General features: G+C 65.7%; 23 protein-coding genes and 1 pseudogene. 11 read left to right on the forward strand and 13 right to left on the reverse strand.

What is annotated here, in order from left to right; genetic code table 11:
• Positions 1-30: 30 nt before the first annotated feature.
• The 6 genes from ACK5JE_RS01035 to mpl all read right to left on the reverse strand — a co-directional run bounded on the left by ACK5JE_RS01035 (position 31) and on the right by mpl (position 7015).
• A complete protein-coding gene (locus ACK5JE_RS01035) occupies positions 31-846 on the reverse strand; it encodes a symmetrical bis(5'-nucleosyl)-tetraphosphatase (RefSeq protein WP_416799880.1) in 816 nt (271 codons plus the stop codon).
• A 32-nt stretch (positions 847-878) separates the two neighbouring features.
• Positions 879-2054 carry an LPS export ABC transporter permease LptG gene (gene lptG / locus ACK5JE_RS01040; RefSeq protein WP_416799856.1) on the reverse strand — a complete coding sequence of 392 codons (1176 nt, stop codon included), beginning with the start codon at positions 2052-2054 and terminating at the stop codon, positions 879-881.
• Positions 2055-2117: 63 nt separating this feature from the next.
• Complete coding sequence (gene mtgA / locus ACK5JE_RS01045) at positions 2118-2825, reverse strand: monofunctional biosynthetic peptidoglycan transglycosylase (RefSeq protein WP_416799881.1); 708 nt, start codon at positions 2823-2825, stop codon at positions 2118-2120.
• A 2-nt stretch (positions 2826-2827) separates the two neighbouring features.
• On the reverse strand, positions 2828-3706 hold the full coding sequence (locus ACK5JE_RS01050) for an energy transducer TonB (RefSeq protein WP_416799857.1): 879 nt from the start codon (positions 3704-3706) through the stop codon (positions 2828-2830).
• A gap of 11 nt (positions 3707-3717) precedes the next feature.
• Positions 3718-5598: a ribonuclease catalytic domain-containing protein gene (locus tag ACK5JE_RS01055; protein WP_416799858.1), complete on the reverse strand. Its 1881-nt coding sequence runs from the start codon at positions 5596-5598 to the stop codon at positions 3718-3720.
• Positions 5599-5623: 25 nt separating this feature from the next.
• The gene (gene mpl / locus ACK5JE_RS01060; RefSeq protein WP_416799859.1) at positions 5624-7015 is read right to left on the reverse strand and encodes a UDP-N-acetylmuramate:L-alanyl-gamma-D-glutamyl-meso-diaminopimelate ligase; all 1392 of its coding nucleotides are present in this window, start codon (positions 7013-7015) and stop codon (positions 5624-5626) included.
• Between the two features lie 128 nt (positions 7016-7143).
• Between mpl and ACK5JE_RS01065 the strand changes: the two genes are divergently transcribed.
• The 7 genes from ACK5JE_RS01065 (at position 7144) to ACK5JE_RS01095 (ending at position 13268) form a co-directional block, all read left to right on the forward strand.
• Positions 7144-7644 carry a TlpA family protein disulfide reductase gene (locus tag ACK5JE_RS01065; RefSeq protein ID WP_416799860.1) on the forward strand — a complete coding sequence of 167 codons (501 nt, stop codon included), beginning with the start codon at positions 7144-7146 and terminating at the stop codon, positions 7642-7644.
• Between the two features lie 280 nt (positions 7645-7924).
• Positions 7925-8380 (forward strand): acetyl-CoA carboxylase biotin carboxyl carrier protein, encoded by a 456-nt coding sequence (gene accB / locus ACK5JE_RS01070; RefSeq protein ID WP_416799861.1) that lies wholly within the window; start codon positions 7925-7927, stop codon positions 8378-8380.
• A gap of 5 nt (positions 8381-8385) precedes the next feature.
• A complete protein-coding gene (gene accC, locus ACK5JE_RS01075) occupies positions 8386-9732 on the forward strand; it encodes an acetyl-CoA carboxylase biotin carboxylase subunit (protein ID WP_416799862.1) in 1347 nt (448 codons plus the stop codon).
• An 8-nt stretch (positions 9733-9740) separates the two neighbouring features.
• Positions 9741-10655 (forward strand): 50S ribosomal protein L11 methyltransferase, encoded by a 915-nt coding sequence (prmA, locus tag ACK5JE_RS01080; protein WP_416799863.1) that lies wholly within the window; start codon positions 9741-9743, stop codon positions 10653-10655.
• 15 nt (positions 10656-10670) lie between these two features.
• Complete coding sequence (locus tag ACK5JE_RS01085) at positions 10671-11768, forward strand: zinc-ribbon and DUF3426 domain-containing protein (protein ID WP_416799864.1); 1098 nt, start codon at positions 10671-10673, stop codon at positions 11766-11768.
• Between the two features lie 15 nt (positions 11769-11783).
• Entirely contained in the window at positions 11784-12731 is a 948-nt protein-coding gene (locus ACK5JE_RS01090) for a carbohydrate kinase family protein (RefSeq protein ID WP_416799865.1), read from the forward strand.
• 39 nt (positions 12732-12770) lie between these two features.
• Positions 12771-13268 carry a glycine zipper 2TM domain-containing protein gene (locus ACK5JE_RS01095; RefSeq protein WP_416799866.1) on the forward strand — a complete coding sequence of 166 codons (498 nt, stop codon included), beginning with the start codon at positions 12771-12773 and terminating at the stop codon, positions 13266-13268.
• Between the two features lie 31 nt (positions 13269-13299).
• Here ACK5JE_RS01095 and ACK5JE_RS01100 read toward each other — a convergent pair whose 3' ends face one another.
• The 3 genes from ACK5JE_RS01100 to ACK5JE_RS01110 all read right to left on the reverse strand — a co-directional run bounded on the left by ACK5JE_RS01100 (position 13300) and on the right by ACK5JE_RS01110 (position 15374).
• Entirely contained in the window at positions 13300-13863 is a 564-nt protein-coding gene (locus tag ACK5JE_RS01100; RefSeq protein WP_416799867.1) for a YggT family protein, read from the reverse strand.
• A gap of 147 nt (positions 13864-14010) precedes the next feature.
• Complete coding sequence (locus ACK5JE_RS01105; RefSeq protein ID WP_416799868.1) at positions 14011-14688, reverse strand: histone H1-like DNA-binding protein; 678 nt, start codon at positions 14686-14688, stop codon at positions 14011-14013.
• Positions 14689-14933: 245 nt separating this feature from the next.
• Positions 14934-15374, reverse strand: a complete 441-nt coding sequence (locus ACK5JE_RS01110) for a CopD family copper resistance protein (RefSeq protein WP_416799869.1) — start codon at positions 15372-15374, stop codon at positions 14934-14936.
• A 135-nt stretch (positions 15375-15509) separates the two neighbouring features.
• Here ACK5JE_RS01110 and ACK5JE_RS01115 point away from each other — a divergent pair, with 135 nt between their 5' ends.
• Positions 15510-16001, forward strand: a complete 492-nt coding sequence (locus ACK5JE_RS01115) for a hypothetical protein (protein ID WP_416799870.1) — start codon at positions 15510-15512, stop codon at positions 15999-16001.
• A 34-nt stretch (positions 16002-16035) separates the two neighbouring features.
• On the opposite strand, the gene gltX is transcribed toward ACK5JE_RS01115, so the two are convergent.
• The gene (gene gltX / locus ACK5JE_RS01120; RefSeq protein WP_416799871.1) at positions 16036-17457 is read right to left on the reverse strand and encodes a glutamate--tRNA ligase; all 1422 of its coding nucleotides are present in this window, start codon (positions 17455-17457) and stop codon (positions 16036-16038) included.
• Positions 17458-17575: 118 nt separating this feature from the next.
• On the opposite strand from gltX, the gene ACK5JE_RS01125 reads away from it, so the two are divergent.
• Entirely contained in the window at positions 17576-20023 is a 2448-nt protein-coding gene (locus tag ACK5JE_RS01125) for a GNAT family N-acetyltransferase (protein ID WP_416799872.1), read from the forward strand.
• 52 nt (positions 20024-20075) lie between these two features.
• Here ACK5JE_RS01125 and ACK5JE_RS01130 read toward each other — a convergent pair whose 3' ends face one another.
• Both ACK5JE_RS01130 and yjgA read right to left on the reverse strand, forming a co-directional pair.
• A complete protein-coding gene (locus ACK5JE_RS01130) occupies positions 20076-20750 on the reverse strand; it encodes an alpha/beta hydrolase (protein WP_416799873.1) in 675 nt (224 codons plus the stop codon).
• Positions 20750-21307, reverse strand: a complete 558-nt coding sequence (gene yjgA, locus ACK5JE_RS01135; RefSeq protein ID WP_416799882.1) for a ribosome biogenesis factor YjgA — start codon at positions 21305-21307, stop codon at positions 20750-20752. Before yjgA ends, ACK5JE_RS01130 begins: the two co-directional genes overlap by 1 nt.
• A 64-nt stretch (positions 21308-21371) precedes the next feature.
• Between yjgA and pmbA the strand changes: the two genes are divergently transcribed.
• Entirely contained in the window at positions 21372-22739 is a 1368-nt protein-coding gene (pmbA, locus tag ACK5JE_RS01140; protein WP_416799874.1) for a metalloprotease PmbA, read from the forward strand.
• 115 nt (positions 22740-22854) lie between these two features.
• Positions 22855-23952: a TRAP transporter substrate-binding protein gene (locus tag ACK5JE_RS01145; protein WP_416799875.1), complete on the forward strand. Its 1098-nt coding sequence runs from the start codon at positions 22855-22857 to the stop codon at positions 23950-23952.
• A gap of 144 nt (positions 23953-24096) precedes the next feature.
• On the opposite strand, the pseudogene ACK5JE_RS01150 reads toward ACK5JE_RS01145, so the two are convergent.
• Positions 24097-24298, reverse strand: a pseudogene (locus ACK5JE_RS01150) (integrase); the annotation flags it as partial.

Consider the following 24298-nt stretch of genomic DNA (forward strand, 5'->3'; position numbering starts at 1 on the left):
GGGCTGAAAGCGGCGCCGGCGCGCCCGGGTTCACCGGCAGGCGGCGCAGTCCTGCTGGACGACCTGATGGTCGCGCAGCCGCAATGCCGTGAGTGAACGCCCCCAGACACAGCCGGTGTCCAGACAGATCACGTCCGGGCGGATGAGCAGGCCGAGCGCGGACCAGTGGCCGAAGACCACCGGCTCGCCAGGATCGCGGCGACCCGGCAGCTCGAACCAGGGTACCAGTTCGGGAGCGGTGTCAGGTTCGCCTTTGTGAGTGAAATTCATGCGGCCGTCATCCGCATGACAGACCCGGATGCGCGTCAGTGCATTGACGATCACGCGCATCCGGTCCGGTCCTTGCAGGGTGTCGTGCCATTGCAGGGGTTTCTCGCCATACAGGTCGTGCAGGGCGGGATGCCAGTCGGGCTGGCGCAGCGCCGTCTCGATCTCGCCCGCCAGGGCTTGCGCCTGATCCAGCGTCCAGGCGGGCAGGATGCCGGCGTGCACCATGACATGGCCATGGTCGCGGATCAGCAGGGGCTGGCGGCGCAGCCAGTCGATCAGGTCGGCCGCGTCGGGCGCATCCAGAATGTCCTGAAACGTATCGGATTTGCCCATGGGACGCACGCCCGCCACGACAGCCAGCAGGTGCAGGTCATGGTTGCCGAGGATGACGCGCGCCCGGTCTCCCAGGGCACGGATCAGCCGCAGCGCTCCCAGGGAATCGGGGCCACGGTTGACCAGGTCGCCGGCGAACCAGAGCTCGGTGTCGGGTGACGAGAGCTCGGGGCGCTCCAGCAGGGCGCGCAGGGCGCCCGCGCAGCCCTGGATGTCGCCGATGACCCAGACATCACCGCGCACGGCGCTGGCGGCCGCTGGTCTTTCGGACGGGGTCATAGGGGGCTTCGCTGGAGTCGGCGCTGGCGCAGCCACAGAGACAGCGAGTGGCGGTATTCCATTCCCAGCAGGGCCAGCAGGGCGATCACCAGGCCGATCAGGCTGGGGACCAGGGCGGTGGCCCAGGGCGGCCAGCCGCCCAGCATGCCGGCATTCAGGGCCAGTTGGTTGAGCATGAAGAAACTCACCCCCAGAATGATGCCGGTGAAGACCTTGAGGCCGACGCCGCCACGGCGTGTCTGCATGAAGCCGATGGGCGCGGCGATGGTGATCATGACCAGCAGGGTGAAGGGGTAGGCGATCTTGCGCCACAGGGCGACTTCCTGGCGGTCGGGCTGCAACTGGTTGCTCTTGAGGTAGCGGATGTAGTCCAGCAGGTCCGAGATCGCCATGCGTTCCGGGGTCAGGATGCGGGCGATCAGCCGCTCGGGCGTAAGCGAGGTGGGGATGCTGCGCTCGTCCAGATGGACGAGTTCGCTGATGGGCGCAGCGGGGATGCGGGCATCGGACAGCGCCTTGGCGGAATCCGGGCGGATGCGGGTCTCGGTCAGGTCGCGCAAGACCAGATGTCCCTGTTCGAACTGTCCGTTGACGGCCTGGACGGTGGCCCGCAATGTATCGTCCGCAGCGAATTCGTAGAGCACCACGTTCTCGACGCGGCCCTGGCCGTTGAGCTGGCCGATGTTGATGATGCGGGTGCCGCGCTTGCCGTCGGCTTCCTTGAACCAGTATCCGCTGGACATGCGGCCGCCATCGGTGCGGCCCAGCAGCTCGAGGCGGGATTCGCTGCGATGCAGTTCGGCGGCCGGGGTGATGAATTCCGACAGGATGAAAGCGCCCAGCACCAGCGGGATCGTGATCAGCCACAGGGCGACCAGCAGCCGCATGCCGCTGATGCCGGAGGCGCGCAGGATGGTCAGCTCATTGCGCTGCGCCAGCGCCGCCAGCGCCAGCACCGCGCCGATCAGCAGGCCGATGGGCAGCAGTTCGTACAGATAGCTGGGGATGTCCAGGGCCTGCAGGTAGAACAGGTTCAACAGGGACAGGCGCTCCCCGACCTTGTCCAGGCCATCGATCAGCGCGAAGAACATGAAAAGGCCCACCAGAGCCACCAGGACGACGGCGGTCGAACGGTAGATTTCGCGGGCGATATAGCGTCGTGCCGTGCGCATGGACGAGGGTGCGGTGAAAAGCTCAATAGTACCCTGAACGGCGGGCGCCGCCCGGTGCATGCGCTACGGGACTTCGACCTGGGGCATGCGGGCGCGCACGGTCGCCGAGTGGGAACGCAGGTAGGCGGTGACGCCATGGCGGTCGTAGTAGGCCGGATTGGGCAGCATGGCCGCCAGGCGGGCAGCCTGGCTGGATGAAAGCTGGTTCGCGTCGGTGCGGAAATAATGCTGGGCAGCGGCCTGGGCGCCGAAGGTGTCGGTTCCCCACTGGGCCACGTTGAGGTAGAGCTCCAGGATGCGGCGCTTGCTCATGACAGCTTCGATCATGTAGGTCAGGATCAGCTCCTGACCTTTGCGCAGGTAATTGCGCGAGTTCGACAGGAACAGGTTCTTGGCCAGTTGCTGCGTGATCGTGGACCCGCCGCGACGCCGCGAGCGGCCCCGGTCTGCTTGCTGCTGGTTGTAGTCCCAGGCTTTGCGGATGGCCTCCCATTCGACGCCGTCATGATCGACGAAACCACTGTCCTCGGAGGCGATCACGGCGCGCTTCAGATTCTGGCTGATGTGTTCGTACGGCACCCATACATGCTGCAACTCGGCCTCGGGGTCTTCGCCCCGCAGGGCATTGAGCGTGTCCTGCATGATGGGAGTGTTGGCGGGGGCGCGAAAATTGAACCAGACCACCATGCCCAGCAGGCCGATCTGGTAGAGGAAGGCGGCGCACAGCGCGACCAGCAGAACGGTCATGACGGTTTTGCGGCGGCCCGGCATGCTCATGGCGCCCCCGTATCCAGGCCTTCGCGGGTGAAGTGCCAGGTGCGTGTGATGGCGAGAATGTCGGTCTGCCGGGCCAGTTCGGGCGGCAGTGGCTCGAAGGGCGCGGCCAGTTCGACGATGCGCCGGGCCGCGCCGTTCAGGACGGTCTGATCCGAGGGGCGGTCGAACTGGATGTGGTCCAGGCTGCCGTCGCGCCGGATGTAGACGGTCAGTTGCAGATCGCCGTAGATGCGGCCGCGCGCCTCGGGTGGGTAGTGCTGCGTGCCGATCAGCTCGATACGCTGACGCCAGGCCTCGACGTACTGGGCATCGTCCGATGCGCGAGTGGACGGCGCAGTGAAGGTTTGCCGGGGCAGGGCGTTGTAGCGTGCGATACGTTCCTTCAGGGCGGCGATGCGGGCGCTGAGCACCAGGCTGTCCTGCTGACGGTCATCCTCGCCCTGATCGGGACTGCTGCCCAGCAGTTCCGGGGACGGCCGGGCGGCGACGACGGTGTCCTGTGATTCCAATTGAGACAGCAGGCGGCGCTGCTCGGCTTCGAGCTCGGCCTGCCGGCGTCGCAGGGCGGCCAGCACGGTTTCCTCGGCGTGGCCGTCGGTGGTACGCGGCAGGGGGGATGAGGCCATTCCCTGCGCCCGGTCTCCGCCGCCGTCCAGATTCTGCTGGGCCAGCGCCTGGGGATTCAGGGGGGCCTGTTCGCTGCGGCTGTTGACCAGCGTGACTTCCAGGGTGGACGACTGGCCGGGCAGCCGGGCGGGGATGAAATGCCATGCCAGCAGCGCTGCGTGCGCGGCCAGGGACAGCAGCAGGGCTGCCGCCATGCGGCTGCGGCCTTCGTCCCGGGATTCCAGCAGTTGCAGTGGCAGCGTGTCCATGGTGCGTTCCCTCAGACTGGTTCCCGCAGGCGCAGCTCGATGTCCAGGCCGATCTCGTCGACGCTGAGGATGTCCAGCCGCAGTGCCTGGCCGCGTTCGAATTCAGGCAGGCCGTTGATGCGGGTGACGAACGGTGCGCAGGCCAGCCGCACCAGGTTTTCCCGCAGCACGTGAGCGAGGACTTCTTTCATCCCCTGCTGTTGCAGCCAGCGGATGCACCAGTAGCGCTCCATCGAGGACTGGAATTCGCCCCAGAGCGTGTACTGCGAATCGAAGGCGCCGATCAGGGCGAACAGGTCGGCGTCCTTGGGTTTGAAGGGGGCGGCCAGCCGCGCGGAGACGCCGTGCTCGGCCGCCGCCATGATCTGGCTCTGGTTGATCAGGTCCACATAGCGGCGCAGCGGCGACGTCGACCAGAGGTACTGCGGCACGGCGATGGATTCGTGCGGCAGCGCCTGGGTGGACATGCGGGTGCGTCCGGCCTGCTGGGAACGGTAGATGCCCGGGACGCCGTGGCGCGCCAGCAGGGCGCCCCATTGTGTATTGGTCAGGATCATGTATTCGGCCACCAGCCGGTCCAGCGGGGCGTTGCGCTGGCGCGGCACCAGGCGGACGATCGAGTCCGGGTCGTCGGGCGGGCCGTCGATTTCGAAGTTGTATTCGATGCGGTTGTTATTTTCCGGCCTGCCGCGCGCGCGGTCGCGCACAGCGCCCACCGCCTTGGCGAACTGCCACAGGGGCCGCAGCCAGTGGCTGTACGGCAGGGCTGCGCCGGGATCGTCCAGCGCGGCTTCCGTGACCTGGTCGTCGATCTGGCCGTGACGCAGGTTGGTGGTCACCCGGATGCTTTCGAGCCGGGTTTCGGTGTCCAGGATCTCGCCGTCCGACAGGCGGCCGGTGACGTACAGCGACAGCGCCGGGCGCCATTGCCCCTCGTCCAGGGAAAAGGCGGCGATCAACTCGCGCGACAGCATGGGGATCTTGTCGCCCGGCATGTAGACCGTGGACATGCGCGCGCGCGCCTGATCGTCCAGGGCGCTGCCGCGCGTGACGGCCAGCGCCGGGGCGGCAATATGAATACCGACGCGGACCGTGCCGGGTTCAGGGATCGTGACCGACAGCGCGTCGTCGATTTCGATGGTGCTGGCATCGTCCAGGGAATAGGCCTCGACGTCGGCCCGGGGCAGATGCGCGCCCCAGGCCTGGATTTCCACGGACGGCCATGCTGTTCCCCGGGGAAAATGGGCCGTGAGGAACCGGTCGCGCATCATGGCCAGGGGATGGGGCCAGACGCCCAGCGACAGCAGCAGCCGTTCCGGACTCATGCCCGATTGCTGGACGGCGGCATCGAAGGCTTTCCATTCCAGCGTGTTCTTGTCGGGCCGGTCCAGGAACGAGGCGGCCACGGGCCGCAAGGCCTCGGGCAGCGTGCCTGCCAGGAGGGTTTCGGTCCATTGCGCCTGCTGTTCCGCCTGACGGTGTTTTTTTTCGATGGCGGCCAGGGCAGCTTGCAGGATCTCTGGCGGAGCGGGGCGAAAGGCCCCCTTGCCGCGCCGGTGAAAGTGGGCGGGCGCGGCCGACAGCGCCAGGATCGTGGCGGTCTTTTCCACGGCGTCGGGCGCGTGGCCGAAATAGTCTTCGGCCAGGGCCGCGGCCTCGAATTCCTGTTGCGGCGCGACTTCCCACAGGAATCCGGCATCCAGGGTGGCCGCCAGGGATTCGGCGGCGGGCAGCAGACCGTCGGGCGACGGCTGTTCAAAGGTGAACAGCACGGCATTGCGTTTGATTTTGCTGCGCTTGCCGCTGGCCGATTCGACCTGCAGCGAGGTATCGGCTTCGGAGAAAATGGTTTCGGCCTTGAGCTTGCCGGCGTCTTCGTAGAGAACGTGCATAAAGAAATAGAGAGACTGCGGAGATTCAGTGAGAGGATCGGGGCGGGCGCTGCGCCAGCCGGTCGAGCAGGGTCTGGTGGATGCCGCCGAAACTGCCATTGCTCATGATGAGCACCTGGTCGCCGGGCTGCGCCGCCTGGCACACTGCGTCGGCCAGGGCATCCAGATCGTCGCCCGTCCACAGGCGGTCGCCCAGCCCGGCCAGCACCTGGCGGGGGTCCCAGCCCAGGGCGTGCCGGCCCTGGGTGGCGCCGTGGCAGAAAACAAGATCGGCGTCGGCCAGCGCGGCGGGCAGCCGCGCGGCCATGGTGCCCAGTTTCATGGTGTTGGAGCGCGGTTCGATCACCGCCAGGATACGGGTCTGCGGTCCGACGCGGCGGCGCAGGCCGTCCAGGGTGGTGGCCATGGCGCTCGGGTGATGGGCGAAATCGTCATGGACGGCCACCCCGTCCCGGGTGCCGCGCAGTTCCAGGCGACGGCGCACACCCTGGAACCGGTTCAGGGCGGCGATGCCGTCGGCGGGCGCGATGCCCGCATGGCGGGCCGCGGCCAGGGCCGCCAGCGCGTTGGCCTGGTTGTGGGCGCCCGACAGCGACCAGTCCAGCATGCCGACCGGCCTGCCCTGATGCAGGATGCGGCAGCGCTGGCCGTCGTGGGTTTGCGGTTCGGCCTGCCAGTCGCCGCCGGCGCCGAAGGTCTCGACGGGTGTCCAGCAACCGCGCGCCAGGACGCGGTCCAGGGCCTCGCCGGTCGTGGGCCGGATCAGGTGCCCCGCGGCCGGGACGGTGCGCACCAGATGGTGGAACTGGGTTTCGATGGCGGCCAGGTCGGGGAAGATGTCGGCGTGGTCGTATTCCAGATTGTTCAGGATGGCGGTGCGGGGGCGGTAGTGGACGAATTTGGAGCGTTTGTCGAAGAAGGCCGTGTCGTATTCATCGGCCTCGATGACGAAGTGACGGCGGGCGGGCTCATAGCGGGCCGAGACCCCCAGATCCGGCGCCACGCCGCCGATCAGGAAATTGGCGGGCTCGCCGGACTGATCGAGGATCCAGGCCAGCATGGCGCTGGTCGTGGTCTTGCCGTGCGTACCTGCCACGGCCAGGACGTGCTGGTCGCGCAGGATGTGGTCGGCCAGCCATTGCGGGCCGGAGGTATAGGGCAGGCCACGGTCCAGGATGGCCTCCATCAGCGGGTTGCCCCGGGTCACGACGTTGCCGATCACGTACAGATCGGCGCCCAGGCCGATCTGATCCGCGTCGAAGCCCTCGATCAGGTCGATGCCCTGTTCGCGCAGCTGTGTGCTCATGGGCGGGTAGACCCCCGCATCGCAGCCGGTGACCCGGTGACCTGCCGTGCGGGCGATCAGGGCCAGACCGCCCATGAACGTGCCGCAGATTCCCAATATGTGTACGTGCATTGCGTCCTCCAACCGATATTGTAAGGGGCTGGTGCTATGATGAAACGGCTTGGGATTCTCTGGAATGATCTGCTGTCGTGGCCCGTTCAGGGCGTCCCTTCGGTGATCATTCGTTGGACGGCATTTCCATGAACAGGCGTAAATTCTTGCGCAACGCATCGCTGGCCGCGCTGGGGGTGGCGATGGGTGGACACGGCGCAGTGGCCTCGATCCTGCCGGCTCATCCCGTCTTCGGGCGCTCATTTCCGGATCTCGACGGTCAGGATCAGGCGCTGTCGGCCTATGCGGGACGGCCGGTGCTGATGAATTTCTGGGCCAGCTGGTGTCCGCCCTGCGTGCGCGAAATGCCGCTGCTCGAGTCCCTGCATCAGCGGCATCCCGATCTGGCCGTGTTGGGGCTGGCCATCGATACCCGGGCCAATGTCGGGCGTTTCCTCAAAAAAGTCCAGGTGTCCTACCCGCTACTGCTGACCGGCACGCAGGGGATCGCGCTGATGCGCGAACTGGGCAACAAGGGCGGAGGGCTGCCTTTTACCCTGCTGTTCGACCGCCAGGGCCATCTGGTCGATTCGATCACCGGCGAGCTCGATCCGGACGATATCCAGGCCCGGATCACGCAGATGCTTTAGGGTTTGATAACTCTGTTGCAAACCCGTTCTGTCCCTGGTTTTATGGACAAATCGGCGGTTTTAGCGTAAAAAGGCGCTTTGAAGGGTATCCCCATACCCAGGATCAGGCGGCTTCGGGTGAGACTCCAGGGCTGCCCGCTGGCAGCAGCAACACATGTGGCCGTCGTGTATTCTCCCCGCATCGCCGGGGTCGGACCGACGGCGTATTTGTTTTTACCGCCCGGATCCGATCAATGAACGGCCCGCGCCCGCATGGGCAAGCACACAGGAATTTATCAACATGGATCTTAGAAAACTGAAAACGCTGATCGACCTGGTGGCCGATTCGGGTATTGCCGAACTGGAAATCACCGAGGGCGAAGGCAAGGTCCGTATCGTCAAGTTTTCCCAGACGGCCGCTGGCGCGCCGGCGACCGTCGCCACCGTGCCCGCCCAGGTTGTCCCGGCGCCCGCCGCCGCGCCCGTCGCTCCGGCGGCCGCGCCTGCGCCGGCCGCGCCGCAAGGCCATCAGGTCAAGGCGCCCATGGTGGGCACGTTCTACCGTTCGCCCAATCCGAATGCGGCGTCTTTCGTCGAGGTCGGTCAGACCGTCAAGGAAGGCGATCCCCTGTGCATCATCGAGGCGATGAAGCTGCTCAACGAGATCGAGGCCGACAAGTCCGGCGTGATCAAGGAGATCCTCGTCGAGAACGGCGAACCGGTCGAATACGGCCAACCCCTGTTCATCATCGCCTGAGCGCCATGTTCGAAAAAATCCTGATTGCCAATCGCGGCGAAATTGCCCTGCGAGTCCTGCGCGCCTGCCGTGAAATGGGCATCCAGACCGTGGTCGTGCACTCCGAGGCCGATCGCGAGGCCAAATATGTGCGACTGGCCGATGAATCCGTCTGCATCGGACCGGCCTCGCCGCGCGACAGTTATCTGAACATGCCGGCGCTGATCTCGGCGGCCGAAGTCACCGATGCCGAGGCGATTCATCCCGGCTACGGCTTCCTGTCGGAAAACGCCGATTTCGCCGAACGGGTGGAAAAGAGCGGTTTCGTGTTCATCGGCCCGCGCCCGGAGAGCATTCGCACCATGGGAGACAAGGTCAGCGCCAAGCAGGCCATGATCGCCGCCGGCGTGCCGGTCGTGCCAGGCTCGGATGGCGCGCTGCCCGATGACCCCCAGGAGATCCAGCGGATCGCCGCCGAAGTCGGCTATCCGGTGATCATCAAGGCCGCGGGTGGCGGCGGTGGCCGCGGCATGCGGGTGGTCTACACCGAGACGGCCCTGCTCAACGCCGTGGCCATGACGCGCACAGAGGCCGGCGCCGCCTTCAACAATCCCGAGGTCTATCTGGAAAAATTCCTCGAGAATCCGCGTCACATCGAGATCCAGGTGCTGGCGGACGGCGAGGGCAAGGCGGTCTGGCTGGGCGAACGCGACTGCTCCATGCAGCGCCGCCACCAGAAAATCATCGAAGAAGCGCCTGCCCCGGGCATCGATCGCGACCTGGTCGAGCGGATCGGCGAGCGTTGCGCCAAGGCCTGCCGCCAGATGCGCTACCGTGGCGCGGGCACTTTCGAGTTGCTGTACGAGAACGGCGAGTTCTATTTCATCGAGATGAACACCCGGATCCAGGTAGAGCACACGGTCACCGAAATGATCACCGGGATCGATCTGGTTCAGCAGCAGCTGCGGATCGCGGCGGGCGAGAAATTCACGCTGCGTCAGCGCGACATCAATCTGCGCGGCCACGCGATCGAATGCCGGATCAATGCCGAGGACCCCTATAAATTCACGCCCAGCCCCGGCCGGATCACCAACTGGCACACGCCGGGCGGGCCGGGGGTGCGCATGGATTCCCATGTGTTCTCCGGGTATACCGTGCCGCCCTACTACGATTCGATGATCGCCAAGCTCATCACCTATGGCGACGACCGTCATCAGGCGACCATGCGGATGGACATCGCGCTCTCGGAGATGATCGTCGAGGGGGTGAACACCAATATCCCGCTGCACCGCGAGTTGATGCATGATGCCAAATTCATCGAAGGCGGCACCAGCATCCACTATCTCGAGCACAAACTCGCCGCGCGCGGCTGAGGCCCGGCATGCGAGAGCTCGTGCTGAACTGCCCGGAAAGCCAGGCTGAGGCATGGTCCGATGCCTTGCTGGAGGCCGGCGCATTGTCGGTGTCGGTCGAGGATGCCGATGGCGATACGGCTGACGAGCAGGCGCTGTTCGGCGAACCGGGCACGGAGCCCGAAGTCCTGGCCTGGCGGCGCAATCGTCTGGTCGCGCTGCTGGCCGACGGGGATGACCCCGCCCAGTTACTGATGGTGCTCGACGGCCTGGCCGGCCCGATGCCGGCGGCGCAGGACTGGTTCCTGCGCGATGTGCCCGATGCGGACTGGGTGCGCCTGACGCAATCCCAGTTCGGCCCGATCGTCGTCAGCGACCGCATCTGGATCGTGCCGAGCTGGCATCGCGACGATGACGGCCTGCCTTCGGTCGGTGCGCACGATGGCATCGTGCGCATCGAACTCGATCCGGGCCTGGCCTTCGGCACAGGCAGCCATCCCACCACGCATCTGTGCCTGGAATGGCTGGCCGCCCATTTGCGCGGTGGCGAAACCGTGCTGGACTACGGCTGCGGCTCGGGCATCCTGGCGATAGCTGCCCGGCTGCTGGGCGCCGGCCCGACAGTCGGTGTGGACATCGACGAGCAGGCGGTGCTGGCCACGGCCCGTAATGCGCAGGCCAATCGCCTGGATGTCCAGGCCATCCTGCCCGGTCACCTGTCCGCAGGTACCCATCAGGTCGTGGTAGCCAACATCCTGTCGAACCCCCTCAAGCTCCTGGCTCCCATGCTGGCCGCCCGGGTCGCCCCGGGCGGGTTCCTGGCGCTGTCCGGTGTCCTGGAGCGGCAGGCCGATGAGGTCTGCCAAGCCTACGCGCCGCACCTGCCTTTGCAGGTCTGGGCGGCTCGCGATGGCTGGGTCTGCCTGGCTGGCCGCAGCGTCTGACGGAGGGGAGCGGCGATGGATCTGACCACACGCTGCCCGAACTGCGGGACTGTATTCCAGGCATGCCTGACAGAGCTGCAATTGCGCAAGGGCTACATCCGTTGCGTGCAGTGCTCTCATATTTTTGATGGTTATGCCGAGGTGGTCGCCGATGCGACCCCACCCGAGGCGCTGGCGGCCGTGCCGCGCGCCGCTGTCGCGCCGCCGCGTCCGGCCGTCGCGCCTGCCGCACCCGCGATGGGGGCTTCTGCGGCACCATCGCCTCAGGTCATCCGCTCAGGCCGTCTTTCCCGGCAGCCGTCCGAGGAGGCCCCCGCGTTCAGCATCGGGGTCGCTCCCTGGCCCGACGATCGGCCCGAGCCTCGCATCGGCGACGGGCACGAACGGTCCGGGCCGCGCCCGGTCGATCAGATTCTGGCGGATGAGGGCTGGGTGTCCGACGCCTCCGTCGCGCCGGGTTCCAGCCGGAGCGCCAGCCGGGAGACGGCAGGGGCACAGGCGGAATCGTTCATGGTCGAGGCCCGGCCGGGGCATCGCAGTCAGGGCGGTTCGGCCGCGCCTTTGCTGAGAGACGAGGATGCGCCGGGCTGGGGCGCCGCGCTGGCGCGTTTCTGCGCCAGGCTGCTGTTGCTCCTGTTGCTGATTCTGCTGGCGGCGCAGGCCGCCTATGTCTACCGGGCCGACATCGCCCGGATGGCGCCCGCGCTCAGGCCCGTCCTCGAAAGAGCCTGCGCCCCCCTGCATTGCCGGGTGCCCTATGGTCGGGACATTACGCTGATCGCGATCACTGGTTCCGCGCTCAAGGCCGCCGATTCCAATGCAGTGGCGGGGTTGCCGCCCTCGGATCAGGTGCCCGACGAACAGCGGTTTGAGTTGCACGCCACTTTGCGCAACCGGGCCGAGGCGCCTCAGGAATGGCCGACCCTGGCACTGGAACTGAAAGACGCCGCCGGAACGCAGCTGGTGCGCCGCAATCTGTCGCCCGCCGACTATCTGGGCGCGGCGCGTGCGGCGCAGCCCTTCGCGGGCCTGAGCGAGGTCCTGGTGCGCGTGCCGCTGACCCTGAGCGGTGTGCGCATCAATGGCTATCAGCTCGATCTCTTTTATCCCTGAAGGTATTTCATCGCCATGTCCGAGGACGTCCTGATCTGCGGTTCCATTGCTTTCGACACCATCGCCGTGTTCGAGGGGCGCTTCCGCGACCATATTCTGGCCGACAACATCAAGTCGCTCAGCGTGTCGTTCTTTGTGCCTTCGCTGCGCAAGGAATACGGCGGCTGCGCGGGCAATATCGCTTACAGCCTCAAATTGCTGGGCGGGCGACCGGTGCCCGTCGGCACCGTGGGCCAGGATGCCGATGACTATCTGCAGCGGCTGCGCGCCCTGGACATCGACACCCGGCTGGTGCGCATGCTGCCCGACACCTACACGGCTCAATGCCACATCATCACGGATCAGGAAAACAACCAGATCGCTTCGTTCCATCCGGGCGCGATGCTGCGTTCGGCGGAAAACGATCTGAGCGGTCATCGCGCCTGCTGGGCCATCGTCTCGCCGGATTCCAAGGATGGCATGTTCGCGCATGCTCAGCGACTGCAGGCCGCCGGGATTCCCTTCATCTTCGATCTGGGACAGGCGATGCCATTGTTCGAGGGCGAGGACCTTTTGCGCATGCTGGACATGGCCGACATTCTGACCGCCAATGACTATGAGGCCAGTGTGATCGAGGAACGCACGGGGCGCTCCATCCAGACGCTGGCGGCCGGCCTGCGGGCGGTGGTGGTGACACGGGGCGGCGAAGGCGCCTCGCTGTTCGTCGGCGATACCCGGACGGATGTTCCCGCAGCCCCCGTGACCGAGGTCGTCGATCCGACCGGCTGCGGCGATGCGCATCGCGCCGGCCTGCTGTATGGCCTGGCGCACGGCTGGCCCTTGCGGGATGCCTGTTGCTTGGCGAATGTCATGGGCGGTCTTAAAATTGCTCACAGGGGTCCGCAGAACCATCGCCCGTCGCGCAGCGATATCGCGGCGGTGCTGCAGTCGCATTATGGTATCGGCGCGGACCGGCTCGCCTGATTCGGGCGCGGCCGCTTTTTTCTTCACAGGAGTCAGCCCATGGCGATCTTTACGCAGGGTCTTCCTCGCCGCGCGACGCGCTTTGCCGCTGTTGCCGGGATTTCTCTCTCGTTGCTGGTGCTGGCTGGCTGCGCCAGCCAGTCCGCCTCCAGTTCCGTCTATACCTATGGACAGGCGCAGAGCGAACAGATCGTGCGCTACGGCACGGTGGTGTCCGTACGCTCCGTGGTCATCCAGTCGGACAAATCTTCAGGTCTGGGCGCCTTGAGCGGCGCGGCGCTCGGTGGCGTCGCGGGCAGCGCCGTGGGAGATGGTCGTGGTCAGATCCTGGCCTCGATCGGCGGCGCCTTGCTGGGCGGTCTGGCCGGCAATGCGGTCGAGAATCAGGTCGGCAAGACCCGTGGTCTGGAAATCACCGTCCGTCTGGATAACGGCGAGACCCGCGTCATTGCCCAGGCGGCCGATGTGGCGCTGAACTCCGGTCAGCGCGTTCAGGTCATCAGCGGCGGCGGGCCGACCCGCGTCGTGCCGATCTAGATCCAGGACCGGCCCGGGCGGCGAGTGTCGTTCAGGCGCCGAATGTCGTGAACGCCATGTGGTTCACCACCATCATGGCGATCTGTGCCAGCACCAGCAGGACCAGGGGCGACAGGTCCAGCCCGCCCATGCGCGGCAGCATCCGGCGGATGGGATCGAGCAGCGGCGCGGTCAGGGTGTAGAGCACCGGCATGATGGGTGACAGCGGGTTGACCCAGGACAGGATCGCCTGGATCAGCGTCACCCAGACGATCACGTTGAACAACCATTTCAGTCCGACCAGCAGGCCCGACAACAGCAGCGGGCCGATGGTGGCCGAAGAGATCAGGCTGCCCGTGACGACCAGCCAGGACAACAGCAGATACAGGATGGCCGTGATCCAGCACGCCAGGATGCTGGGCCAGTCGAAGCGGCCACTGGTGGGGATGAATCTGCGGATCGGTCCTGTCAGCCATTCCGTGGCTCGCAGGATGGCCTGGGAAAACGGATTGAAGGGATGCAGGCGGATCGCGAACATCCAGGCCCGCAGGATCAGGCCGATGCCAAAGAGCTGAAAAACAATATCGAACAGGAACTGCAGGATGTTTTGGGCCATGCGGTGCTCGTGGGCTGCGGTCGTGGAGCCGTCATTGTCGCATCAAGCGGACCGCCCTGGCGAATGAAAAGGCCCGGCGGATTCCGCCGGGCCAGGGGTATCGCGGTCTGATTCCCGCCTGCGCGAGCGCGGGAATCAGCGGTGCGATCAGGGGCGCTTGCTTGCTGCGGGGAACGGCCAGGATGCTGCCGGATTGGTATCCGTACGGATCTCGGGGGCAGGCATCTCGGGCTTGACGGCAGCGACTTTCTTGGCGGCCGGTTTGCGCGCAGCAGGCTTGGGTTTGGCGGCCGCCTTCTTTGCAGGAGCCTTGGCGGTTTTTTTCGCCGGCGCTTTTTTCGCGGCGGCTTTCTTGGCCGGTGCCTTTTTGGCCGCTGCCTTTTTCGCGACGGCGGTTTTTGCCGTGGCCTTCTTGGCAGAGGCTGCCGTCTTTTTCACTGAGGCCTTTTTGGCCGGTACCTTTTTGGCCGCGGCTTTTTTGGCAACGGCCTTTTTCGGCGCGGCCTTTTTGGCTACTGCCTTTTTGGGTGCGGCTTTCTTGGCTGCTGCCTTTTTCGGTGCGGCTTTCTTGGCAGCGGTTTTCTTCACGGCCACTTTCTTGGCAGCCGTTTTTTTCACGGCGGCTTTCTTGGCGGGCGCGGCTTTCCTGGCTGTTGCCTTTTTGGGTGCCGCCTTTTTGGCGGCGGCTTTCACCGGCGCGGCCTTTTTGGCCGGCGCGGCTTTTTTGGCGGCCGGTGCGGACTTCTTGGCTGCCGGTTTGGAGGTGGACTTCGGGGCTGCGGATTTCTTGCTTGATGCGACAGAGGCCTTCTTGGCTGTTGCCATCGTCATGCTCCTTGGGATCGAAGAGAGTGTCCACCCATTTGATATGACCCCCACGGGATGTGCGGCTCATCTCAAATGGCGCAGGCGTGCAGTATCATGAACATCGCACGCCTTCAAGTCTATCTTAAGCACTGTCGTGTTCCAAGCATTATTCCCGGTGTGGCGTCCGTTGAGATCAATATTCGTTAAGTCGTGTCTCGAAAAAGTCGCGTTCTTTTTTTATCGATGATGTTTTCGTGCGATGCTCACCACTTCAGATAGAACATGGCCTTGGCGAGAAAGACGATCAGGACGACATGGCAGAAAACGCTGATGTGGATGATCTGGAAATGGCGCGACTTCAGTTTGCCCGTGCCGCTGAGCGTCATGGCGGTGATGAAATGACCCAGCACGCTGAAGGCCAGGATGATCTTGATCCACAGCAGCGTGGCGAAACTGCTGGCGAATGGCTGGGCGAGCGCTTCGCGGAATTGCCAGGCCATGCCCACCCCCGCGCCGAACAGCACGATCATGGCGAAGGGCATGATGCGCCGCGCGCGCTTGCCGATGGCCAGCTCGACGTTGCGCATGGTTTCGCGGCCAAGCGGCTTGCGGATGCCTTCGAGAATCAGGACTTCGAAAAACACGGTGCCCACGAACAGGATGGCGGCGAACAGGTGCAGCGTGATGAGTAGAGAGTGGCTCATGTCGGTAGAATATTGACTTGCCCGCAGGACGCGGGCGCACCGGGAAATTGTAGGCCGGCAATCTTTGCCGGGATGCTCCGGCCCTTGGCCGATCCTGGGTATTGGATGACATTTGTCATGGATGGGAATCAAGTCATGGATTGCCTTCGTTTTCATGTCCGGATCGCGCTGGCGGCCGCCCTGGTTACCCTTGCGGCCTGCGCGCCGATGAAGCCGGCGCAGGGGCCGGCCGCTGCGACGGCAACGCGGCCCTCCTGCACGGTGGCGGCGACCGGTGACCCGCTGGTCGGCAATTGGCTGTCGGTCAGCGCCCAGAAAGGCGTCGCCGGCGCCTTGCGCACGCTCTACACGCTGAACCCGGATGGCACCATGAACTACGTCAAGCAGATCAAGCGACCGCGCACACCCTCCCAGGGGCTGTATGAATCAGGTTGCTGGGTGCGCGACGGCCAGACGGTGATCCTGCGGACCCTGGATTCCAACGGTCTGCCCGTGAACCTGGATGATCCGATCTACACCAATCGTTATCGCGTTGATCGGGTCAATACCTCGGAGTTGCGCCTGAGCGGTCCGGACGGCGCCGTGAAGGCACGGCGCATGTCGCCGGGCTACCGGCTGCCGTTCTAGGGCCCGGCATGTTCTCCGGGCCGCAGCGGGCGCGCTAGGCCCTGTTCAGGCTGGCGGCCAGCCGATCCAGAACGGTGTCGCGGCCCAGCAGCGCCAGCACAGCGCCGATCGACGGGGTGTGCTTGCGGCCCGTGACGGCCACCCGCAGCGGAATCGCCAGCCCGGGCATCCTGGCGCCGTGATCTTTCAAGATCGCCTTGATCAGGCCGTCGAGTTCCGTCTCGTTCCAGGCCCGCAGCGCCGTGGCGCGTTGCAGGAAATCATCCAGCAGGCTGCGGGCCGCATCGTCCAGAACCTCGGCGCGCAGCGCGTCGTCGGCGGGCGCATAGGGGCCGCAGAACAGCATGGCGCCTTCGGCCAGATCCTCCAGGGTCTCGCTGCGATCGCGCAGCAGCGACATGATCGCGGTCAGGTCGGCCGACGCAGGATCGCCGCCCCGGCGGGTGACGCGCGGCGCGGTGCGGTCAGCCAGCTCGGCCGGATCGAGCGCGCGCAAGGCGTGGGCGTTGACCCAGTTGAGTTTCTTCGGATCCCATTGCGCGGCCGAGCGGCTGAGATTGCGAGGATCGAACCATTCCACGAACTGCTCGCGTGTGAAGATTTCGTCGTTGCCGTGGCTCCACCCCAGCCGCGCCAGGTAGTTGACCATGGCCTCGGGCAGATAGCCCAGGTGGTCGTATTCCATGATGCTGACGGCGCCGTGGCGTTTTGAGAGCTTTTCGCCATCGGGGCCCAGGATCATGGGGACATGGCCGTAGCGCGGCAGTTCCCCACCCAGCGCGCGCAGGATGTTGATCTGACGCGGCGTGTTGTTGACATGGTCGTCTCCGCGGATGACGTGCGTGATCTGCATGTCCCAGTCATCCACCACCACGCAGAAGTTGTAGGTGGGGGTGCCGTCGGGGCGGGCGATCACCAGATCGTCGAGCTCGCTGTTGTCGAAACTGATGGGGCCCTTGACCAGGTCGTCCCAGGCGGTGACGCCCTCTTGCGGACTGCGAAAGCGCACCACGGGTTGGACGCCGGCCGGGATCGGCGGCAGGGTCTTGCCGGGCTCGGGTCGCCAGGTGCCGTCATAGCGCGGCTTGGCGCCGATGGCGCGGGCGCGTTCGCGCATGGCTTCGACTTCTTCCGGTGTGCTGTAGCAATGATAGGCCGTGCCCTGGGCCAGCATGTCCGCGATCACGGCGCGGTAGCGGTCCATGCGCCGCATCTGGTAGAACGGCCCCTCGTCGGCCGTCAGATCCAGCCATCGCATGCCGTCCAGAATGGCCTGCACGGCCTCGGGGGTGGAGCGTTCCAGATCCGTGTCCTCGACGCGCAGCACGAAGGTGCCGCCGAAATGACGGGCGAAGGCCCAGGAGAACAAGGCGGTGCGTGCGCCCCCCAGATGCAGGTACCCGGTGGGGGACGGAGCGAAGCGCGTACGGACGGGGCGTGAAGAAGAGTCTGTCATATCAATGTGCTGAACAATTGTTGCGCCGCAACAAAATAGTGAGGAACCCGAGTAAAATCGAAGAATCAAGACATTATTTTAAGGGACGGCCTGTCCGGGGGCGTCCGAGGTTTTTCTCATGTTGCGCCATCGTCTGGCTGCTCTGTTCGAGCCGCGTTCCCTGTTGATCCTGAGTTCCCGCGAACTTCCTGTCGTGCGCACACCGCCCGCGTTGCTGCAAGGGCGGATTGCCGATGTGCGGATCGGGGAGGACGGCCGCTGGCAGATGCCGCAGCGGCTGGAGTTCCTGCAAGAGGGCCAGCGGCTGGACATGGCCTTGCTGTGTCTGGATCCCGCCCTGCTGCCGGCCGCGCTGGGGGCGCTCAAGGCGCACCGGCCGCGCGCCCTGGTGCTGTTGCCGCACACCACGCCGGCCGTCGATCCCATCGAGACCCGCGCCTATTGTCAATCCTGGGGCCGGATGAATGGCTGCCTGGTGCTCGGCCCCGGTGCGCTGGGCGTGCAGCGCCCGCACCTGGGGTTGAATCTGGGGCTCGATCCGCATGGCGCGCCGGTGGGCCGTGTGGCCCTGGTCGCGCAGTCCCGGATGGTGGCCGCCGCCGTGCTGGACTGGGCGGACGACATCCAGCTTGGCTTTTCGGCCGTCGTGTCGGCGGGCGATGCCGATGGCGTCACGGTGGCCGAGGTGCTCGAATATCTGTCGATGGATCCGCGCACAGAAAGCATCGTGCTGTATCTCGAAGAGGCCGATTCCTCGCGCCGCTTCACCAGCGCGCTGATGGCCGCCGCCAGCGTCAAGCCGGTGATTCTGCTGAAGGCCGGCCGTTCGGACAACAGTCCGGTCGCCGATGCCGTGTTCGACGCGCTGGTGCGGCGCACCGGGGCGGTGCGGATCCGGTTTTTCGTGCAGCTGTTTTCGGCGCTCAAGGTACTCGTTCAGACCAAGCGCCAGCGGGGGCGCCATATTGCGCTGTTCTCCAATGGCTATGGCGCGGCGCACCTGGCGCTGGACGTGATCGGCGCCAGCGGCCCCGTGTCCCGGGCCACCTTGTCCTCCCAGACGCAGCGTGATCTGGCCTCGGTTCTGGAACCTGGAGCCGCCCTGGACAATCCCGTCATCAGCCATGCGCCGCTGGGCCCCGAGCGGTTGCAACAGGCCCTCGGCGTACTGGCGGACGATAGCAATGTGGATGGCGTGCTGGTGCTGATCGCGCCCGATGCCCTGTCGGATCTGGACGGCGCCACCGAGGTGCTGGCCCGGTTCTCCGAGGCTTCCCCCAAGCCCATCGTCTCCTGCTTTCTGGGCGATGCCTCGATGCGTTCCCGGCGGCATCGGCTGGATTCGGTGGGCCTGCCGGCGTTTCGCACACCGGAATCGGCCGCCAATGCCTTCGGCATCCTGGCCTCCTATCAGTACAACCAGACCCTGGCACAGCAGACCCTGCCACCGGAAATGCTCAGCCGCCCGCCGCGCCTGGACGAGGCGCGCATGCTGCTCAGCGATGCGATCATGTCGGGGCGTCTGGAACTGGATCCGTCCAGTTGCCGCTGGCTACTGGACTGCTTTCACGTGCCGATCCGTCCGGAAGACCAGCCCGTGCCCGAGGCTGCGCGCGAGAACGTGCCCATGGCCATCCATGTGCGGCAGGACGCGCGTTTCGGTCCGTACATGCAGTTCGGGCCGGGCGGAGATTATGCCCGGCTGGGGTCTGGCCGCCGGGAAATCGAATTGCCACCGCTGAACAACTATCTGGCGCGGCAGATGATCCAGCGCGGCCGGTTCTGGTCGCGCATCCTGGAGCGCGATCTCAGTCCCGCGGTGTTCGAGCAGTTGCGTGAAGCGCTGGAGCGAATTTCCGAAATCGTCAGCGAGCTGCCCGGGATCCGGACCCTGTCGATCGATCCGCTCTGGTGGGACGATAGCCGCCTGTATGCTGGCGGCATCCAGATCGGACTGGATCCGAACTATGACGGCGAACGGCCTGAGAACCGTGCGTATCGTCATATGGCCATTCACCCGTATCCACGCCGCCTGGTCCGGCCGATGGTCCGGCAAGACGGGCAGGAGTGGCTGCTGCGGCCCATCCGCCCCGAGGACGCTCTGTTGCTGCAGGAATTCGTGCGGGACCTGTCCGATGAGTCGCGCTACATGCGGTTCGTGTCGATGCTGCGGGAGCTCACGCCGCGCATGCTGGCGCGTTATACCCGCATCGACTACGATCGCGAAGTCGCGCTGGTCGCCACGGCCCAGGTGCCGAATCCGGAAAATCGTGGCCTGCTGCGCGAGCGCATCGTCGGCTTTGCCCATTACCTGCGCAATGCCGATGGCCAGGGCGCCGAATATGCGCTGGTGATCGCCGATGACTGGCAGCGGCGCGGTGTCGGCGCGGCCCTCATGCGCAGCCTGATCGACGTCGCCCGTCGGCAGAACCTGAGCTACATCGAAGGCATCGTCCTCGCCACCAACCGCCCCATGCTGGGCCTGATGACATCCTTGAACATGCGGGACGACCCCGACGAAACCGACCCCGGCATGAGAAGGTTGTGGATGAACCTGGGTGCCTGACAGTCCCTGCGGACTGTCAGACGCCTGGTTCATCCGACCAGCCTGCAGGCCGTCAGAAACCGGCCATCACGCGTGTCAGGAACGCCCGGATGTCGTCCAGTTCCTGCGGATGCAGACCATGCGGCATCGGGTAGGTATGCCATTCCAGCGGCTGCTGCTGCGCAGTCAGCACGTCCCGGCTGATTTCGGCGTAGTTCATGGGCACCACCATGTCCGTCGTGCCGTGCGCCATGAAAACCGGCGTGGCCGCATTGGCGGGATGGCGTTCCGCCGCCAGCGCATTGCGCAGCGGCAGGTAGCCCGACAGGCCGATCAGGCCAGCCAGGCGTTCCGGGTGGCGCAGGCCGGTGTACAGGGCCGAGGCGCACCCCTGCGAGAAACCCGCCAGCACGATGCGCTCGGGTGGGATGCCGTGCTGGTTTTCCTGCTCGATCAGCTCGGTGACCGCGTGGCGGGTGGCGCGCAGGCCATCGATGTCCTCGCGCGCATCGCGATCCAGTCCGTACAGATCGTACCAGGCGCGCATCGGCATGCCCTGGTTCAGGGTCACCGGGCGCACGGGGGCATGCGGGAATATGAAACGCAGCGCCGGCAGGGCGGGGTGGGTCAGCTCGGGCACGATGGGTTCGAAATCATGGCCGTCGGCGCCCAGGCCGTGCAGCCAGATCACGCTGTGCGTCGGCGCGGGGCCTGTGGTGCGTTCGATGGTTTCCAGTGTGGAGGTCATCAGAAGGTTTCGTCCTCGAAATCCAGGGTTTTCAGCGTCTGGAACAGGGCGCGGAAATGCTTGCGCGCCGGTTCCCGGCCCTGAGGCAGGGCGGTGTTGTCTCGGGCTTCCTTGCGGGCGGCGCGGATCTGGGCGCGCAGCGACTGAATGTCCAGGCCCGGAAAGCGTTCCAGCAGTTGCGTCAGCGCCTCGTCGCTGTCGATCAGGCGGTCGCGCAGTGCTTCCAGCCGGTGCATCGTGCGGGTCTGGTCGCGCGAGCCGTTGGCCCACAGCGAGAGTTGGGCGCGCAGCGCCGGCACGTCGGCCTGACGCATCAGCTTGCCGACGTAATGAACCTGGCGGCGGCGGCCTTCGTTGCTGTTGATGCGCTGGGCCAGGGCGATGGCATCGCGCAGCGGTTCATCGAGCGGCAGCTGCGCCAGCTTGGCGGGAGGCAGCGAGATCAGTTCGCGGCCCAGGTCCAGCAGGGCGAGCATGTCGCGCTTGATCTGGGATTTGCTGGGTCGCCTGTCCTCGGCAAAGTCATTCGCCGGGGCGGGCGGTGGCGTATCGTCCATGGGTTCGGGCATAAAATGATCCGTGATTGTCTATGATAACCGTCTCCTACCCAGCGGATTTTGCATGAATCAAAGAACCGACGATTTTCTCGATGTGCCCGCCCAACAGGCCCAGTTCCGCGAACTGGTCGGCGATGCCCTGCGGCACGCCAAACAGGCCGGCGCCACGGACGCCGCCGTGGAGATTTCAGAGAGCCTGGGGCTGTCCGTCTCGGTGCGCCGCCGCGCCATCGAGACCATCGAGCAGACGCGCGACCGCTCCATGGCCGTGACGGTCTTCGCCGGTCAGCGCCGGGGCTCGGCCTCGACCTCGGATTTTTCCCCCGGGGCGCTGCGCCGCACGGTGGATGCCGCCTGGCACATCGCCCGCTATACGGCCGAGGATCCGGCCGCCGGCCTGCCCGATCCCGAGATGTTCGCCAGTCACTACCCGGACCTGGACCTGCACCATCCCTGGGCCATCGATGCCCAGGGCGCGGCCCGCCTGGCCATCCAGGCCGAGCGCGCCGCGTTGACGACCAGCGATCAGATCACCAATTCGGAAGGCGCCGCTCTGGACACCATGGAGGGCCATTTCGTCCTGGGCAATTCGCGCGGATTCCTGGGGGGCTATCCCTATTCGCGCCACAGCCTGTCGGTGGCGCCCATCGCCGGGCGTGGCGACGGCATGCAGCGGGACTACTGGTATACGTCCGCGCGCCGGTCGGACGACCTGGCCGCGCCGGCCGAGGTGGGCCGCTACGCGGCGCAACGGGCCTTGTCGCGTCTGAACGCGCGGCCGATCAAGACCGGCCACTATCCGGTATTGTTCGAGGCGCCCCTGGCCGTTGGTCTGCTGGGCGCGCTGGTTCAGGCCGCCAGCGGAGGGGCGTTGTATCGCAAGGCCAGTTTCCTGCTGGATGCGCTGAGCAAGCCTGTCCTGGCCGATCACCTGGACGTGGTCGAGAATCCCTATATCCCGGGCGCCCAGGGCAGTTCGCCTTTCGATGCCGAAGGGGTCCGCACTCAGGCCCGCCGGGTGGTGGACCAGGGGGTGCTCACGGGCTATTTCCTGTCCACCTACACGGCGCGCAAGCTCGGCATGGCGACCACCGGCAACGCCGGGGGATCGCACAATCTCAGCCTGCGCTCGCGCCTGACCCGGCCCGACGATGATCTGCCCGGGCTGCTGCGCCGGATGGGCACCGGGCTGCTGGTCACCGAGCTGATCGGCCAGGGGGTGAACTACGTCAGCGGCGATTATTCGCGCGGCGCCTTCGGCTATTGGGTTCAGGATGGCATCATCCAGCATCCCGTCCAGGAGATCACGATTGCGGGCAATCTGGCCGACATGTTCCGCCAGGTCGTCGCCGTCGGCGCCGATGTGCATGCGCGGGGCGCCAAAGCCACCGGGTCGGTGCTGATCGAAGGCATGGCGGTGGCCGGGCTGTGACCGGCGGCGTTTCTCCGTGCGGTGCCACGTGCAGTCGGGGGGCGTGCAGTGTAATATCGAAACGCTTGGTCGCAACACACACCAATAGATTCCAACACACAGGAGATCCTTCATCATGCAGCGTCGCGCATTTCTGAAAAAGGCGGGCCTGGGTGCCGTGGCAGGTACGGCGGCGGTCGCCGCTCCGGCCATTGCCCAGTCGGCCCCCAAGATCAACTGGAAGATGACCTCGACTTACGGGCCTTCGCTGCCGCCGCTGTTCTCGACGGCACAACTGTTCTGCGACATGGTCAAGGAAGTCACCGATGGCAATTTCAACATCCGCCTGTACCCGGGGGGTGAGCTGGTGCCGGGATACGGCGTCATGGATGCCGTCGGCAATCGCACTGTCGAATGCGGTCAGACGGCGTCCTATTACTACTATGGCAAGGATCCTTCGTTCTGCTTCGATACGGCGGTGCCGTTCGGCCTGAACGTGCGGCAGATGAGCGCCTGGATGTACGAGGGCGACGGCCTGAAGCTGATGCGCGAACTGTTCGCGCCGCGCGGCATCATCAATTTCCCCATGGGCAACACCGGGACCCAGATGGGCGGCTGGTATCGCAAGGAAATCAACAAGATCGACGACCTGAAAGGCCTGAAGATGCGCACGGCCGGCTTCGCGGGCGAGGTGCTGTCGCGCCTGGGCGTGATTCCGCAGCAGATTCCCCCCGGCGACATCTATCCGTCCCTGGAAAAGGGCGCGCTGGATGCCGTGGAATTCGTCGGCCCCGTGGATGACGAAAAGCTGGGCTTCCAGAAAGTCGCCAAATACTATTACTACCCGGGCTGGTGGGAAGGTTCGGCCCAGGTGTCGCTGTACGTCAACGACAAGGCCTATGCCGAACTGCCCAAGGCCTACCAGAGCATCATCGATGTCGCCTCGCGCGCTGCGGGCACCAAGATGGTCCAGGACTATGACGCGCACAATCCCGAGGCCCTGCGCCGCCTGATCGCCGGCGGCGCCGTGCTCAAGCGCTTCCCGGTCGAGGTCATGGATGCTTCCTTCGAGGCCGCCAACAAGGTCTACAAGGAATTCAGCGACAAGAACCCGGGCTTCAAGAAGATCTTCGACAACTACATGGCCTTCCGCGACAACATCGTGCCCTGGTTCCGTGTGGCCGAAGGCTCTTTCGACAATTATCTGGGCGGCGCCCTGGCCCGCAAGAAATAATCCGGGCCGTGTGTCGATGGCGCTCCTTCGGGAGCGCCATTTTTTCGGTGCGGCAGCCCGCCCAAGCGCTCCGGGGGGAGCGGGCAGACTCGGGTAGTCTTTTCCAAAACACAGATGAGTCTGAACTTGCGGAGAACTGGCGGTTCAGGCGGCCTTGTCGGCGGATCGTCGATGGATGGTTGCAAACAGCGCCGAGCGGGCCTTTTGCAGCTGCTCGGCGGCTTCATTATCACTCATGGCCCGCGCCTCGATGAGCAGGCTCTGTAGGGTGATACCGGGCTTGAGCCCCCGGGCGCGCGCCGGCAGGCTGTGCAGCTTCTCCAGCGGAGTTCGCACGAGCGCTTGA

Origin of the sequence: Castellaniella sp., from assembly GCF_047971665.1 — a bacterium.
GTDB lineage: Bacteria > Pseudomonadota > Gammaproteobacteria > Burkholderiales > Burkholderiaceae_B > Castellaniella.

What these genes read in the sequence shown, in the direction of transcription:
- lptG (WP_416799856.1), bottom strand. Translation starts at nt 2,054, where the DNA reads ATGCGCACGGCACGACGCTATATCGCCCGCGAAATCTACCGTTCGACC.
- mtgA (WP_416799881.1), bottom strand. Translation starts at nt 2,825, where the DNA reads ATGCCGGGCCGCCGCAAAACCGTCATGACCGTTCTGCTGGTCGCGCTG.
- ACK5JE_RS01050 (WP_416799857.1), bottom strand. Translation starts at nt 3,706, where the DNA reads ATGGACACGCTGCCACTGCAACTGCTGGAATCCCGGGACGAAGGCCGC.
- ACK5JE_RS01055 (WP_416799858.1), bottom strand. Translation starts at nt 5,598, where the DNA reads ATGCACGTTCTCTACGAAGACGCCGGCAAGCTCAAGGCCGAAACCATT.
- mpl (WP_416799859.1), bottom strand. Translation starts at nt 7,015, where the DNA reads ATGCACGTACACATATTGGGAATCTGCGGCACGTTCATGGGCGGTCTG.
- ACK5JE_RS01065 (WP_416799860.1), top strand. Translation starts at nt 7,144, where the DNA reads ATGAACAGGCGTAAATTCTTGCGCAACGCATCGCTGGCCGCGCTGGGG.
- accB (WP_416799861.1), top strand. Translation starts at nt 7,925, where the DNA reads ATGGATCTTAGAAAACTGAAAACGCTGATCGACCTGGTGGCCGATTCG.
- accC (WP_416799862.1), top strand. Translation starts at nt 8,386, where the DNA reads ATGTTCGAAAAAATCCTGATTGCCAATCGCGGCGAAATTGCCCTGCGA.
- prmA (WP_416799863.1), top strand. Translation starts at nt 9,741, where the DNA reads ATGCGAGAGCTCGTGCTGAACTGCCCGGAAAGCCAGGCTGAGGCATGG.
- ACK5JE_RS01085 (WP_416799864.1), top strand. Translation starts at nt 10,671, where the DNA reads ATGGATCTGACCACACGCTGCCCGAACTGCGGGACTGTATTCCAGGCA.
- ACK5JE_RS01090 (WP_416799865.1), top strand. Translation starts at nt 11,784, where the DNA reads ATGTCCGAGGACGTCCTGATCTGCGGTTCCATTGCTTTCGACACCATC.
- ACK5JE_RS01095 (WP_416799866.1), top strand. Translation starts at nt 12,771, where the DNA reads ATGGCGATCTTTACGCAGGGTCTTCCTCGCCGCGCGACGCGCTTTGCC.
- ACK5JE_RS01100 (WP_416799867.1), bottom strand. Translation starts at nt 13,863, where the DNA reads ATGGCCCAAAACATCCTGCAGTTCCTGTTCGATATTGTTTTTCAGCTC.
- ACK5JE_RS01105 (WP_416799868.1), bottom strand. Translation starts at nt 14,688, where the DNA reads ATGGCAACAGCCAAGAAGGCCTCTGTCGCATCAAGCAAGAAATCCGCA.
- ACK5JE_RS01110 (WP_416799869.1), bottom strand. Translation starts at nt 15,374, where the DNA reads ATGAGCCACTCTCTACTCATCACGCTGCACCTGTTCGCCGCCATCCTG.
- ACK5JE_RS01115 (WP_416799870.1), top strand. Translation starts at nt 15,510, where the DNA reads ATGGATTGCCTTCGTTTTCATGTCCGGATCGCGCTGGCGGCCGCCCTG.
- gltX (WP_416799871.1), bottom strand. Translation starts at nt 17,457, where the DNA reads ATGACAGACTCTTCTTCACGCCCCGTCCGTACGCGCTTCGCTCCGTCC.
- ACK5JE_RS01125 (WP_416799872.1), top strand. Translation starts at nt 17,576, where the DNA reads ATGTTGCGCCATCGTCTGGCTGCTCTGTTCGAGCCGCGTTCCCTGTTG.
- ACK5JE_RS01130 (WP_416799873.1), bottom strand. Translation starts at nt 20,750, where the DNA reads ATGACCTCCACACTGGAAACCATCGAACGCACCACAGGCCCCGCGCCG.
- yjgA (WP_416799882.1), bottom strand. Translation starts at nt 21,307, where the DNA reads ATGGACGATACGCCACCGCCCGCCCCGGCGAATGACTTTGCCGAGGAC.
- pmbA (WP_416799874.1), top strand. Translation starts at nt 21,372, where the DNA reads ATGAATCAAAGAACCGACGATTTTCTCGATGTGCCCGCCCAACAGGCC.
- ACK5JE_RS01145 (WP_416799875.1), top strand. Translation starts at nt 22,855, where the DNA reads ATGCAGCGTCGCGCATTTCTGAAAAAGGCGGGCCTGGGTGCCGTGGCA.